The following is a 13,110-nucleotide window of genomic DNA, read 5'->3' on the forward strand; positions in this document are numbered from 1 at the left end:
GAGTGGACGAGAAGCGAAGATCCGCTTTCAATTTAATATCTATTTAACATTTATAAACGATTGTGAGTGATGTTGTTGAAATTACACAAGCAGCCAGCGTTACGGATGGTGATGGGTGCAGCGATCGCATTTTTTTTGTTTGCTCTCTTTTTGACCCTGCATCGGCACTTCACCTTTTATTCCTCCTACGATCAAGGCATCTTTAACCAAGTCTTCTGGAACGGCATTCACGGTCGCTTCTTTCAGAGTTCTCTTTCCTCGCAGCTTTCTACCAACGTCGTTCACAATGGCGAAGTCCCAGAAGTTTTTTATCACCGCTTAGGGCAACACTTCACCCCAGCCCTTTTGCTGTGGCTACCCTTGTATGCCCTATTTCCGTCACCCGCAACGCTCACTGTTTTACAAGTTACGCTCGTAACCGCTGCCGGTTTGGTTCTATACGTCCTTGCTCGACAGCATCTGGAACCGGGGATTTCTGCCCTAATTACTATCAGCTTTTATGGCGCTAACGCCGTTCTTGGCCCTACCTTAGCTAATTTCCACGATATTTGCCAAATTCCCCTCTTTACCTTTGGATTGCTCCTGGCAATGGAAAAGCGCTGGTGGTGGCTATTTTGGGTGCTGGCGGTTTTGATTTTGGCGGTTCGGGAAGATTCGGGCGTGAGCCTGTTTAGTATCGGGTTTTACATGATCCTGAGCAAACGCTATCCCAAGGCGGGTCTTGCCGTCTGTACTCTCAGTTTTGCTTACATGATTGTCCTCACCAATCTGATCATGCCGCTGTTCTCCGAGGATATTTCTCAGCGGTTTATGATGGAGCGGTTTGGGCAATATGCGGATGGCGAAGAAGCTTCTACGCTGGAAATTATCTGGGGAATGGTAAGCAACCCTTGGCGGCTTATCGTCGAGCTGTTTTCACCCTTCTTTGGCACGATTAAGTATTTATTAGGTCAATGGTTGCCCTTGGCTTTTGTGCCAGCAATTTCTCCTGCTTCTTGGATGGTAGCGGGATTTCCCCTCTTGAAACTTTTATTAGGGAAGGGACAGTCGGTTCTCGCCATTAATATTCGCTATGCGATGACAATCGTGCCGGGGCTATTTTACGGGGCGATTCTCTGGTGGGCAGGGCAAAGCGACTTTAGAATTTGGATAAGAGATTTTAAAGGGGGGCGAAAAGCTCAGACATCAGACATTGGTGAGGCTGAGGTGCAACCTCATCATCCCAAATCAGTATCGCGGTCGTTTCGGCGCTTTTGGGTTATCTGCCTCTGCCTTTCAGTATTTTTTACATTCACCTCTAACCCCAATCGAACTTTTTACTTTTTGATTCCAGATTCTATTCAACCTTTGGTTTACGTCCCCGTAACGCGGCAGTGGGAACATGTTAGCCAAGTTCGCCCTTTATTGGCTCAGATTCCGCGTGACGCTAGTGTAGCGACTACCACCCATCTCGTTCCCCATCTTTCGGGTCGCCGCGAAATCATCCGCTTTCCGTCTTTGCAACTCCGCAATGATGCTGGTGAAGTGGTGAATGTGGATTACATTATTGCTGATTTGTGGCAAGCGCAGCAGTATCAAGCTGCGTTCAATGAAGAACGCGGATTATTGCAACAGAGTGTTCCCGCGATCGATCGGCTATCTGGTAGTGGGGAGTATGGCATCATTGACTTCAAAGATGGCGTTATCTTAATGCAAAAAGGAGTTGTCTCGAACGCGCAAGCGATCGCGGCTTGGCAGGCATTTCGCCAACAGATTTCTCTAACTTAAATTCGTTTTTTGTCCCATCTAGCGGCAGACTATGCGATCGCACGTACCGAGCAATTCCATATCAACCCGGCAACATCCGCATTCCCACGGAAGTCAGAGATGTTCCCAAATGGCAATATAGATGGCAAATAATGCCTTCTTTTTCACTATTAAACCAATGGGGAAGAGCATCGTTCTGGGGTGCTTAATTAATCTGAGGATTATTGTGGAAAAACCGGATAGGCAATTGAAGTGTCTTTTAGAGTTTATTTAGGGGAAAACTTTGTTCTTGAAATGTCTATTCGCAGTACCTCAAGAGCTAGCGGTAGGTTGAAAGCGATTGAGGTATAGAGCCAGAAAAGGGATAAATTCTTGGCTTCACATTTCATAATTTATTCTTTTCTTACTTCTTATTGTATTAACTGTTTATCCCTCAAATAAAAGCAACAATAGAAATAGATTGAGTGTTTATGTTTGCTCAGGGTTAAAAGATTATTTAAATCTATCACACCCTCATTGTCCCAACTAGGAGACTATAATTTTTAGAACTATGTCGATCTGTAGCGATTTGTAACTGAATTGAGGGGATTGGGGGAAATGAAGATTCTAGTCCTGACTTGGGAATTTCCGCCGCGCATTGTCGGAGGAATTGCCCGCCATGTAGGGGAGTTATATCCAGAACTGATAAAACTAGGGCATGAAGTCCACTTGCTAACAGTGGAGTTTGGTCACGCGCCGCTGTACGAGGTGGTAGATGGCGTCCACGTGCATCGGGTGCCAGTGGGCTACGGTTATGACTTCTTTCACTGGGTCGTGAATTTGAACCAGAGCATGGGGATTCACGGCGGGAAGCTGATGATGGAAGATGGCCCGTTCGATTTGATCCATGCCCACGATTGGTTAGTGGGAGATGCCGCGATCGCTCTCAAGCACAATTTTAAAGTGCCGCTGATTACTACGATTCACGCCACAGAATTTGGTCGTTACAACGGCATCTACAACGACGACCACCGCTACATTAGCGGCAAAGAAAAACTTCTCGCCTATAACTCTTGGCGGATTATTGTTTGTACCAACTATATGCGCCAAGAAGGAGAACGAGCGCTAGAAACTCCTTGGGACAAAATGGATGTGATTTACAACGGCATCCGACCGGAAAAGAAACCGCGTTGGCACGAGTTTGATGCGTTGAACTTCCGTCGTCAGTTTGCCGACGATCGGGAGAAAATTGTCTACTATGTGGGTCGAATGTCCCACGAAAAAGGCGTTTCCGTGTTGTTGAATGCTGCCCCGAAAGTCCTTTGGGAAATGGGGGGCAATGTCAAATTTGTGATTATTGGCGGCGGCAATACTGACCCTCTGAAGCAGCAAGCTTGGAATTTAGGCATTTGGGATGACTGCTATTTCACCGGCTTTATGTCAGATGCCGACCTAGATAAATTCCAAACGGTTGCCGACTGCGCCGTATTTCCCAGCCTCTACGAACCTTTTGGCATTGTTGCCCTAGAAAGCTTTGCCGCCCGCGTGCCCGTTGTGGTATCGGACACGGGGGGTTTACCGGAAGTCGTGCAACACACGAAGACTGGGGTTGTTACCCAGACGAACAACTGGGATTCTCTCGCCTGGGGCATTTTAGAAGTGCTAAAAAATCCAGGTTACGCCCAGTGGCTAGTTGACAACGCTTATGAAGATTTAGAGCGTCGGTTCAGCTGGTCGAAGATAGCGAAACAAACTGAAGCAGTTTATCAAAGAGTAGTGCAAGAGCGATCGCACACTCACTGGGCTTAATCATCATTGGACTTAATCAAAAGTTGAAGGTTTGTTCTTCGTTCCCAAACTTAGCCAGAGAACCAGAATTTGGATACTCTGGATCGCAACTATCGCTAAAATTCAACAATTCCAGCCATCCGAAGCTGACCGGCTTGATTTGCCTGCCAGACTTTCTCGCTGGTTCCATCCAGGCAAATCAGCCAACCTTCATCGTAAACTCAGGTATCGATACAGACAGATGGCGTAACCGAGATTGACTGGCACGCCACTTCTTTAGCTGATGTGTCCGCTAGCAACCATCGTGTTTTGCTGGAAAAGTGGGGCGCTGGGTTGTTAAACCGTTCCCAGAACAACATAAACTCAGGTTGTTCCGATAGCGGTAGGCGAATGTTGCCAAAGGTAGGAATCCCGATTCGACAATCAATCCTTCAGAAGCAGCTGACGTCGGTGAGCGTGCAACAGCTGAAACTCCCGCCCCGTCACTTGCTCCAACATCAAGACGATATGCTCCGGTCTTAGTACAGTTCCATCATTTTGACAACTGCCCAAATAGCGCAGAACAACGCCTTCTGCCGCTTTTTCTTGGCAGGCTAATGGGATATTGCCCTTCGCTTCGCTGGTGCGTCTTCGGGGTTCATATACCTCCAATTCAAACAAGCGATCGCGCAGATTTATCTGTTTCTTCTTCCCAGACTTCGTCGTTTGCTCAATTAAAATGCTCTCAGTGGCTTTAATCGCCTCTACCCAGCTTTGCCACTCCTCTGGTGACGCAGACTCAACCGCTGCCACCGCAATCAAATACTCGGCTTTTTCCAACAACTGAGTCGCGGAAGGAGCCTTCAAATCAACATCTGCCACCCGATAAACCGGGATATCAGACGGCAACTGGGCAGCTAACTTCTCCTGGAATGTCGCCACATCCATCGCCTGGGTTAGCTCAAAGTCCACAATTTCACCTTCACTGGTTGATCCCAATGACAGCGCACTCGCTGGAGAAATGCGGGGACTGGGATGAAACCCGCCCGTAAAAGCAACTGGCAATGCCGCCCGACGCACAGCACGGTCAAACAGGCGAACCAAATCTAAATGGCTCACCAGCGCCATATCGCCCAGCTTACCCAACCAAACCCGCAACCGCTGCACCCTATCTGTATTCGGCGTGAAGTGTCCGGCAAATTCTGGTATCGGCAGCGGCTTGATAACAATATTGTGCCCAAAGTCAGATCCGCAAATGCCACAGTGAGAACAGCCTTCAAACGAGCAATCCGGCACTATCGCAGCTTCTAAAGCCCGTTTCAGGTCAGCGATTAGCCAGTTCTTATCAATTCCCGTATCGATATGATCCCAAGGCAACGGCGCATCGAATTGGGGATTGGGAATTGGGGATTGGGAATCGTCAATGGGTAGCGGTTGATTCCGATTCTCCACCCAGTTCCATTCGCCATTTTCAACAAGGCGGTATTTCCAGGTTAAGCCAGATTCTGCGATCGCGTCTCCCCAAGCCGCAAAAGCCCGCTCCACACTATCAAACCAGGCATCCATCCCCGCACCCAGTTCCCAAGCACGACGCAGCACTGATGCCAGACGCCTATCGCCCCGTCCAATAAAATCTTCCATCGCCGAAAGTCGCACATCGGTGAAGTTTACCTTCACCCCCCTCATCCCGCGAAACTCGTCGCGGAGAAGTTTCTGCTTCTGTTGAAACTCAGTTGTAGACACAGAGTGCCACTGGAAAGGCGTGTGAGGCTTCGGCGTAAAGTTAGAAATCGTCAGGTTGAAATGCAGACGCTTTCTGCCTTCAGTCCGACATTCTTGGTGTAGCCAACGGATAGTTTCGGCAATGCCGACCACATCTACATCCGTCTCTCCAGGCAGACCAATCATAAAATACAGCTTAATTTTTTCCCAACCCTGCTCGTAGGCGGTTTTCACCCCCCGCAGCAATTCTGCGTTCGTCAAACCCTTGTTGATAATGTCCCTCATCCGCTGGGTTCCAGCTTCCGGCGCGAAAGTCAGTCCACTTTGCCGCGTCCCGCCCAGAATATTCGCGATATCTTCATCAAAGCGGTCTACCCGTTGACTGGGTAAAGAGAGGGAAATATTTTCATCTTTGAGGCGATTTTTGATTTCCATCCCTACCGCCGGTAGAGATAGATAATCCGAACAACTCAAGGAGAGTAGGGAAAACTCGTTATATCCCGTCGCCCGCATTCCCTTTTCAATTGCCTCTACGACTTCCTGCGGTTCCACATCCCGCGCCGGACGAGTCAGCATTCCTGGCTGGCAGAAGCGACAACCGCGAGTACAGCCGCGCCGCACTTCAATGGTCAGTCGGTCGTGGACTGTCTCTACATAAGGCACTAGCCCGATGGAATAAGCTGGCAGGGGGGCAGCAACTCGTCGTAAAATCCGCTGGGGTACATCCGGGCGATTGGGATGGACTGAGCCATCTTCTGCCATGTCGTAGAACTGCGGCACATATACGCCGGGTACTTGTGCCAAATTCAGCAATAGTTGTTCTCGACTGAGTTGAGCTTTTTTGGCTTTTTCCACTACCCAGCCAATTTCTGGTAGCACTTCCTCGCCATCTCCCAGAGCCAAGAAATCGAAAAAGTCTGCGTAAGGTTCGGGATTCGAGGTTGCGGTCTGTCCCCCAGCAAAAATCAGGGGATAATTCCAGGGAAATCCTTCACTTTCCCTTGCGTCTGTGCTGGTGAGCCTCTCTCGCCACGTCAGGGGAATCCCTGCCAAATCCAGCATTTCCAGGATATTGGTGGCTCCTAGCTCGTAGCTGAGACTAAAGCCCAAAATGTCAAAATCTGTAAGACTTCGCCGCGATTCCACGGCAAATAGGGGCGTCTGTGTTTCTCGGAGTTTCGCCGCTAAATCTGGGGCTGGTAAATATGCGCGATCGCACAGCTGCCCCAATTGAGCATTCAATATGTTGTAGAGAATAATATGCCCAAGATTCGATGCACCCACTTCATAGATTTCTGGGTATGTCAGAACCCAGCGTACTGCCGCCGCTTCCCAAGGTTTGTGGACGGCTCCTAGCTCGTTTCCCAAATAACGAGCTGGTTTCTGTATCTCTGCTGTAAGTAGTTTCTCGACTGCGATTGCCACTGCAAAACGCTCCCTGCTTCCAGTGCCTCAGATTCAACCCTAGCACCAATTCAGGATTAGCACTCAGCAACAGCGCTCAACCTCTCAGTTTTTCCTTTAGAAGTATTTCCTTGTTCCTATACTCCAATGTTTGCTTCCAAGGCGGCAGGACTTTCTAAAATTTCAAAGACTCCGTCAAGTTGAGCCAGTTCAAAAATCATCCGAATGGAGGGCGACACTGAAGAGAGGCTAAACCGCCGTCCTAGACTGTGTGCTAAACGGTGAGCCGAAACAAACGCCATCAAGCCAGCACTATCGAGGAACTCTACTTGCGCCATATCAACTAGCACAATGGATTGCTCGGGTGAAGAAACAGCTGCTGTCAGTTGACCTTGGAACTCAACCGCATTCGATGCATTGATATGACCTTGGGGGCGAATAACTGCAACGTTGGGGCGAACTAGCGTATTTTGCATGACAATATCCTGTTTCAACTCTAAACAAAAATTTGTGTAATAGCTTCGACAATAAACGGTAAATATGATATTGCCTACCCCCTTTTAGGTAATTTGCTAAATCTTCATTAGTTACCTCCTTTTATATAAAGTTTTCAATAAGATTGCCTGAGAACGTGTTCTCTAATACGGACTTTCTAGAAGTTCTATATTAAGAAAATCCTTCTATTCATCTTTTACAATCGCTGCATCTAACCAAAGACAGATGTATTCTTTGTATAATCCTATGCGAAGCGCATTTCTGCAAGGCAGGGGCTTAGGTCTTCAAACAGACATCTGCGGCTATTCTTCACAAGATTAAAACTCATCAACGATAATATTATTGCTATAAAGCATCAACTCCGAAGCTTCATGGAGTTGTCGGAAATTATTTAAAAAATCAGCTGCAATTGGGGCGAAACTCACAGTGATTTAGATCACTTTACAGTCTAGTTTTAGATCACTGGTTCATCTATATATTCAAACGATAATTTTTAAATGCGGAGTTCTATCGGTTTTTATGAGAACTACATACGCGATTCGTCAACTGGTAGAAAAAGCTCTCTATATTAAGAAATTAACTCCAGATATAGAGAACGAAATAAATTATGAATTGACCAGAATGGGTCACATTTCTGACGTTGATTATGAGGCACTGGAATTACTCATGTCAGAGATGGATGCCGGTCGAATTCAACTGGTACCAAGTGCATAAAAGACATTAAAAATTCAAGGTAGATTTAGTCGATGGCACGAGACAATATTTGTGCCGTCGGAATCTTTCTAAATCAATCTTCTCATCCGTTTGACTCACCTGGCGGTCAACTGTCTAATTGTTTCCACTTGCTCTTTTTTTCAGTTGTTAAATCGTCGTGCAGTTTGCCAAACGTTTAGAAAAGACCCCGTCCTACCTATTTGCCAAGATTAATCGCAACCAGCATGAAACGGTCACCAAAGGGGTGAACATCATCAACATTGGAGTTGGCGATCCAGACCGTCCGACGCCAGCGCATATTGTCCAGGCGATGCATGAGGCGATTAACGAGCTTTCGACTCATAATTATCCCCCCGATTGGAGAACTAAAGAATACCGCAAAGCTGCTGCGGATTGGATGGAACGCCGCTTTGGTGTCGCTGGCTTAAATATAGAATTTCAAAGTTTATCTAAGTCTTACAAGATGACCGTCGGGCGGGTTGGTTTTGTTGTGGGGAATCCTACCGAAATTAAGGGGCTGGGACAAGTTAACACCAATGTAGATTCTGGCATCTTTAAGGCAATTAACGAGCAGCGATCGCTGCCTATGAAACCTCAGAAGAAGAACGCCAAGCGGTGATGTCAGTTTACCAAAACCGTCGTAATATCATCGTCGAAGGATTGCAATCTTTAGGATGGCCTATTGAGCCTCCCAAAGCAATCCTCTATATTTGGGTACCCGTCCCCAAAGGTTATACTTCAACGGAATTTGTCACCCTGTTACTGGAGAAATGCGGTCCGATCGTGCCCCCTGGAAACGGGTCTGGTGCTGCTGGGGAAAGCTTTTTTCGGATTGCTCTCACCGTGGCAGATGAACGGATGCACGAAGCGATTCAACGCATCAGAGATGCTGAAATTCGCTACGAAGCCTGAAAATCACTCTGATTGGCTTGCCAAACTTGGCGGACAAACCAACTGAGTTGCCGATGGGCCTCAGAGGCGTCCGCTGTCGCATCTGGGGCGTCCAGTTGCATTAACAGGGGAATCACCTCGGTATCCAGTGCTGGTCGAAACAACGTTACAGGCCATACTAAATCGGCACCCTGACGCAAATCGTACAGCGTTGGTAACACGTTGGCATTATCGTCTGAAACGATAGTAAGCATCAAAGGACGCACCCAGCATATCTGCCGTGAATCGACAACTTGTATCACGTCAGCGTACAGACGAGTATTTTCATGGTCTAAACAAACAATCTGACAAGGCTGAAAGTTAGGGGCGGAACCGCTTGAGGCTTGCTTCACAATCAAGAATGGCTAGTGCGAGTTGCTTCTTTATTGTACGAAGTTGGTTGGGTGGTCTCAGAAGCACCGGCGATTATAAATCGCGGCTATACAAACGAAACCCGCCGTCGCGGGTTAAGAGGGCGATCGCTTTGACTTTAGTTCGGTTGATTTACCTCTGAAGGTGATGAGAAAGCCGAACCGTTATACAAGCAAGCATTGGAAATGCGGAAACGCCTGGATGGAGAGAAGCATCCTGATGTAGCTAAAACCCTCAACCACCTAGCTTAGCTCTGCGAATTTCAAGAGCGATATGATGAGGCTGACACCTTTTACAACCAATCCTTAGAGATTTTTGAGGGATGCTTAGGGACAGAGCATCCAAGAACTATTAAGGTGAGTGAAAAGCTGGAACGTTGCCACGCCCAAGCAGATGAGCGATCGCTTCAAAATCCCATAGAAACAACTGAGGATTAAATCAGCCGTTATGGAAGAACTATTAGACCTGAAAGAATTACTGCTAAAGGGTGACATCCAAGGATCGTTAGCGATTGTAGAAGAAGCCTACTTGAATGCTATTGATGAGGCTTCCCTAGAGGTAGAAGAAGGACGTTATGAGCCAGAAGAATTAGAACAACTCATTAATAAAAAAGAGATTCTAAATCGTGCCTTGGCTTTAATCTTACCGCCAGCGTAAAGTCGTCTGGAAGTCAGAATGATACTAAAAATTTTATAAAAAAGATTGAGTGCGGTCGCACTCTTCCCTATTCCCTCTTTTCTTTGCGTCCTTTGCGTCCTTTGCGTCTTTGCGGTTCGTAAATCGAATTAGAAAATTCTAAGCCTGCCGCAGGGCATCGATAATTTGGATGTTCGCTTTGGGAAAGGGAAACTGATCGATTTCGTCCAGTGTCACCCAGCGGATTTCATCGGATTCGATCGGTTGGGGAATGCCTGTGAGGTGGCAACAGTGATGGACGTTGAGGGTGACGCGGAAGTGGGTATAGGTGTGGTCAATGGTGATGAGATGTTTGCCCACTTCAATTTCAATGCCCAATTCCTCCTGAATTTCTCTTTTAATGCATTCCTCGACGGTTTCACCAGGCTCTAATTTGCCGCCAGGGAATTCCCAAAGACCGCCCAGAAGACCGTTCCGGGGTCTGCGATCGATGAGAATTTCTTTCTGCTCGTTCCAGATAACGGCAACGCCGATGTTTTTGTGGGGGATGGGGGAAGAGGTTTCGCGCATGGGTAAAGTTGACTGAATATTCAAATTGTATGCGCGACAGTGGGACATCCAGGGACATCTGTTGCAGGCTGGGTTGTGGGGAGTGCAGATAGTGGCTCCCAAATCCATCAGCGCCTGATTAAAATCTCTGGGCTGTTCGGGGTCGAGGCGGCTCTCTGAGAGCTGCCAGAGCGGTTTTGTTGCTTTTGTTGGTGGCACTGGCAATGCTACCAGCCGCGCTAAAACCCGCTTGACGTTGCCATCTAGAATCGCCACGGGTTGATTGAAGGCGGCGCTGAGGATGCCCCCGGCGGTGGTGCGTCCAATCCCGGATAAAGCTAAAACGTCTGATAGGTGGGTAGGAAAAATTCCGTTGTGACGTTGGATAATTTCCTGAGAGGCTTTGTGCAGATTACGGGCACGGGCGTAGTAACCGAGTCCCTGCCAAACTTTGAGGACTTGCTGCAAGTCAGCAGCGGCGAGGGTTTCAATTGTGGGAAATTGGGCTAACCATCGCTGGTAGTAAGGAATAACTGTTTTTACCTGGGTCTGCTGGAGCATGATTTCCGATACCCAGATGGCGTAGGGGTCGGCGTGGTGACGCCAGGGGAGGTCTCGACCGTTTTGGGAGTACCAGGCTAGAAGCGATCGCCTAAACTCCAAAATAGCAGAACTCGGCAGACTGACTTCCCAGTCTGCCGAGCCGCTTTGTTGCTGCAATTGCAGTACAATCATCGGAACTGGCGCTGATGCCGCTCAATTTGCCTATTCAGCATCAGATACATTGACTTCAGTAGCACCTGTCAAGGCATTTTCAAAGGTCATTCTTTGTTCGGCGTTCCGCAAGAAATAGCCGCTAATCATCGCCGAAGCCAGCATACGCCCTAAGTTTTCACGATTGGTGGTGATCGTTACACCAAAATGTTCTGGTGGTAGGTGCCCCAACAGCCCAACAATATTGCGTTCCATCACCTGAAATACTTCCTGAGACGCGGGTTTGGAAAGCTGAGTAATCGTCTCTGGACTCATGGATTGGACGTATTGCCAAAGCAAGTTGCCGCCTTCCGACTCACCTTCAAAGAACTCTGAGACTCGATTTGACGGGTTGTTCACTTTGTTTCTCCGTACTTTCTAGAGGCAGCTACTCTCAAATCCTTGTACCAGGGTAGATCGCTGCTCAATACTTGTTCTATCGATCGACTCGGAAACTAGCTCCGAGAGTTGTAAATCCTTCTAATACCCTTAATTTAGCAGGCTCCTTCCGGGGTCACAGTGGGCAGAACCGAACTTTAAACGGCGGATTCTTTTACCTTTATTAAGTGCTGAGAAAGTTCATACTCAAAACTTAAAACTGGCTACTCAGTCCTCAGTCCTCAGCCCTAACTCCTCAGCCCTGACTCCTAATCCCTGACTCCTCAGTCCTCAGCCCTCAGTCCTCAGTCCTAACTCCTCAGTCCTAACTCCTCAGTCCTAACTCCTCAATTAGCTAGCCGCAATGTATTCCCGCATATCGGCTTTGCGCTTGCGAAGCTTGGAGAGGGCTTCCCGTTCGATTTGCCGTACTCGTTCCCGACTGATGTTGAGAAGTTCGCCAATTTTTGCCAACGTCATGGCTTGTCCATCGGCTAAACCAAACCGCAGCGCTAATACCTCGCGTTGTTGAGGCGTTAAGTCTGACATTAGTTTTTCTAAATCAACTTGGAGGGAAGATTGAGTTGCGAAGTCTTCTGGGGAAGGGCCGGTGTCTTCCAGTAGTTCTACCAGTTCTGTATCCTGATTATCTCCGACACGCAGATCCAAAGAAAGGGGCTGACGCGCCCGCTCTAGGTACTCCCGAACTTGCTTGGGGGTCAATTCTAGTTCGGCGGCGAGTTCGCCGACTGTAGCAGCTCGTCCCAGGTTTTGAGCAAGTTGGCGCTGAGCTTTCTTAATTTTGTTGAGTTTTTCGGTGATGTGAATGGGGAGGCGAATGGTGCGTCCTTTTTCTGCGATCGCGCGAGTAATCGCCTGCCGAATCCACCAATAAGCATAAGTGGAAAATCGGTAGCCTTTGGTGGGATCAAATTTTTCGACGCCCCGTTGCATTCCCATTGTGCCTTCCTGGATCAAGTCCAAGAGGTCTACGTTACGTTTGATGTACTTTTTGGCAACCGAGACGACGAGCCGCAAGTTGGCTTCGACCATCTTGCGCTTGGCGATTTCACCCACTGCGATCGCCTGCTGTAACTCTTTCTCTGACAACCCAGTTGAAGAAGCCCACGCCTCGTCGGTTGGCTCGTGTCCTAACTGCAACAAGAGTGAATTTTTTACTTCCTGCAAGGTGGCTAAGCGCTGTACTTGTTTTCCATAAAGGATTTCCTGCTCGTGAGTAAGCAGGGGAACGCGCCCAATTTCTCGCAAGTAAGCACGGACGGTATCTGTAGAGGTCTGAGCAGTTTTCATAGCGCTGAGTCTTGAATCAGAGCGATAATTTAAAGCGATCGCAATTGTAAACTATTGTAACCTTTCTGAAAGGAGCTGTGTCTATCCCAAGAGGGGGGTTCCCGTGCCGTTTCCTTCAACATCAGCTAGTAAAAGGGTACCCACGAATCCATCGGATAATTGCATCTTGAGAAACAAAATGAGAAAAATCTTGCAGATGCTTACTGACACTCAGCGACATTGATAGGTGGGGGTAGGACGATGCTCGCGGCACCTTGGTCTCCAGGAAAAAGTATTACGAAGCGTTAGCAACTCCAATTGAGCAATTGCTCTCATCAGTGAGGGACGCGATCGCGGTATTACATTATTGCACCA

Annotated in this window: 12 protein-coding genes and 2 pseudogenes; 7 read left to right on the forward strand and 7 right to left on the reverse strand. The window is 48.0% G+C overall.

The window, feature by feature from the left end:
- Positions 1–69: 69 nt before the first annotated feature.
- Positions 70–1,767, forward strand: a complete 1,698-nt coding sequence (locus tag NDI44_RS14395) for a DUF2079 domain-containing protein (RefSeq protein WP_190412156.1) — start codon at positions 70–72, stop codon at positions 1,765–1,767.
- Positions 1,768–2,343: 576 nt separating this feature from the next.
- Positions 2,344–3,534 carry a glycosyltransferase family 4 protein gene (locus NDI44_RS14400; RefSeq protein WP_190412157.1) on the forward strand — a complete coding sequence of 397 codons (1,191 nt, stop codon included), beginning with the start codon at positions 2,344–2,346 and terminating at the stop codon, positions 3,532–3,534.
- Between the two features lie 16 nt (positions 3,535–3,550).
- Here the strand turns inward: NDI44_RS14400 and NDI44_RS14405 are convergent, their stop codons facing one another.
- The 3 genes from NDI44_RS14405 to NDI44_RS14415 form a co-directional block, all read right to left on the reverse strand.
- On the reverse strand, positions 3,551–3,703 hold the full coding sequence (locus NDI44_RS14405; RefSeq protein ID WP_190412158.1) for a hypothetical protein: 153 nt from the start codon (positions 3,701–3,703) through the stop codon (positions 3,551–3,553).
- 233 nt (positions 3,704–3,936) lie between these two features.
- Positions 3,937–6,639, reverse strand: a complete 2,703-nt coding sequence (locus tag NDI44_RS14410; RefSeq protein ID WP_190412159.1) for a TIGR03960 family B12-binding radical SAM protein — start codon at positions 6,637–6,639, stop codon at positions 3,937–3,939.
- 116 nt (positions 6,640–6,755) lie between these two features.
- Positions 6,756–7,094 carry an STAS domain-containing protein gene (locus NDI44_RS14415; protein ID WP_190412160.1) on the reverse strand — a complete coding sequence of 113 codons (339 nt, stop codon included), beginning with the start codon at positions 7,092–7,094 and terminating at the stop codon, positions 6,756–6,758.
- 538 nt (positions 7,095–7,632) lie between these two features.
- Here NDI44_RS14415 and NDI44_RS14420 point away from each other — a divergent pair.
- Complete coding sequence (locus tag NDI44_RS14420; RefSeq protein WP_190412161.1) at positions 7,633–7,827, forward strand: hypothetical protein; 195 nt, start codon at positions 7,633–7,635, stop codon at positions 7,825–7,827.
- Between the two features lie 157 nt (positions 7,828–7,984).
- Positions 7,985–8,739: pseudogene (locus tag NDI44_RS14425) on the forward strand (aminotransferase class I/II-fold pyridoxal phosphate-dependent enzyme).
- Here the strand turns inward: NDI44_RS14425 and NDI44_RS14430 are convergent.
- Positions 8,727–9,110 (reverse strand): hypothetical protein, encoded by a 384-nt coding sequence (locus NDI44_RS14430; RefSeq protein WP_190412162.1) that lies wholly within the window; start codon positions 9,108–9,110, stop codon positions 8,727–8,729. The pseudogene NDI44_RS14425 and the gene NDI44_RS14430 sit on opposite strands and share 13 nt — an antisense overlap.
- Between NDI44_RS14430 and NDI44_RS14435 the strand changes: the two genes are divergently transcribed.
- From NDI44_RS14435 to NDI44_RS14445, 3 genes and pseudogenes are all read left to right on the forward strand, one after another.
- Complete coding sequence (locus NDI44_RS14435; protein ID WP_190412163.1) at positions 9,102–9,245, forward strand: hypothetical protein; 144 nt, start codon at positions 9,102–9,104, stop codon at positions 9,243–9,245. The genes NDI44_RS14430 and NDI44_RS14435 overlap by 9 nt on opposite strands.
- A 153-nt stretch (positions 9,246–9,398) precedes the next feature.
- A pseudogene (locus tag NDI44_RS14440) lies at positions 9,399–9,566 on the forward strand (tetratricopeptide repeat protein); the annotation flags it as partial.
- A gap of 10 nt (positions 9,567–9,576) precedes the next feature.
- On the forward strand, positions 9,577–9,786 hold the full coding sequence (locus tag NDI44_RS14445) for a hypothetical protein (RefSeq protein WP_190412164.1): 210 nt from the start codon (positions 9,577–9,579) through the stop codon (positions 9,784–9,786).
- A 138-nt stretch (positions 9,787–9,924) separates the two neighbouring features.
- Here the strand turns inward: NDI44_RS14445 and mutY are convergent, their stop codons facing one another.
- The 3 genes from mutY to NDI44_RS14460 all read right to left on the reverse strand — a co-directional run bounded on the left by mutY (position 9,925) and on the right by NDI44_RS14460 (position 12,756).
- Positions 9,925–11,049: an A/G-specific adenine glycosylase gene (gene mutY / locus NDI44_RS14450; RefSeq protein WP_190412165.1), complete on the reverse strand. Its 1,125-nt coding sequence runs from the start codon at positions 11,047–11,049 to the stop codon at positions 9,925–9,927.
- 30 nt (positions 11,050–11,079) lie between these two features.
- Positions 11,080–11,427 (reverse strand): DUF760 domain-containing protein, encoded by a 348-nt coding sequence (locus tag NDI44_RS14455; RefSeq protein WP_190412166.1) that lies wholly within the window; start codon positions 11,425–11,427, stop codon positions 11,080–11,082.
- A gap of 369 nt (positions 11,428–11,796) precedes the next feature.
- Positions 11,797–12,756 carry an RNA polymerase sigma factor, RpoD/SigA family gene (locus NDI44_RS14460; protein WP_190412167.1) on the reverse strand — a complete coding sequence of 320 codons (960 nt, stop codon included), beginning with the start codon at positions 12,754–12,756 and terminating at the stop codon, positions 11,797–11,799.
- Positions 12,757–13,110 lie beyond the last annotated feature (354 nt).

Source organism: Trichocoleus sp. DQ-A3, from assembly GCF_039961975.1.
In the GTDB taxonomy this organism is placed as follows: domain Bacteria; phylum Cyanobacteriota; class Cyanobacteriia; order Cyanobacteriales; family FACHB-T130; genus FACHB-T130.

Coding starts and splice junctions, on each gene's coding strand:
- NDI44_RS14395 (WP_190412156.1), top strand. CDS start 70: ATGTTGTTGAAATTACACAAGCAGCCAGCGTTACGGATGGTGATGGGT.
- NDI44_RS14400 (WP_190412157.1), top strand. CDS start 2,344: ATGAAGATTCTAGTCCTGACTTGGGAATTTCCGCCGCGCATTGTCGGA.
- NDI44_RS14405 (WP_190412158.1), bottom strand. CDS start 3,703: ATGGAACCAGCGAGAAAGTCTGGCAGGCAAATCAAGCCGGTCAGCTTC.
- NDI44_RS14415 (WP_190412160.1), bottom strand. CDS start 7,094: ATGCAAAATACGCTAGTTCGCCCCAACGTTGCAGTTATTCGCCCCCAA.
- NDI44_RS14420 (WP_190412161.1), top strand. CDS start 7,633: ATGAGAACTACATACGCGATTCGTCAACTGGTAGAAAAAGCTCTCTAT.
- NDI44_RS14445 (WP_190412164.1), top strand. CDS start 9,577: ATGGAAGAACTATTAGACCTGAAAGAATTACTGCTAAAGGGTGACATC.
- mutY (WP_190412165.1), bottom strand. CDS start 11,049: ATGATTGTACTGCAATTGCAGCAACAAAGCGGCTCGGCAGACTGGGAA.
- NDI44_RS14460 (WP_190412167.1), bottom strand. CDS start 12,756: ATGAAAACTGCTCAGACCTCTACAGATACCGTCCGTGCTTACTTGCGA.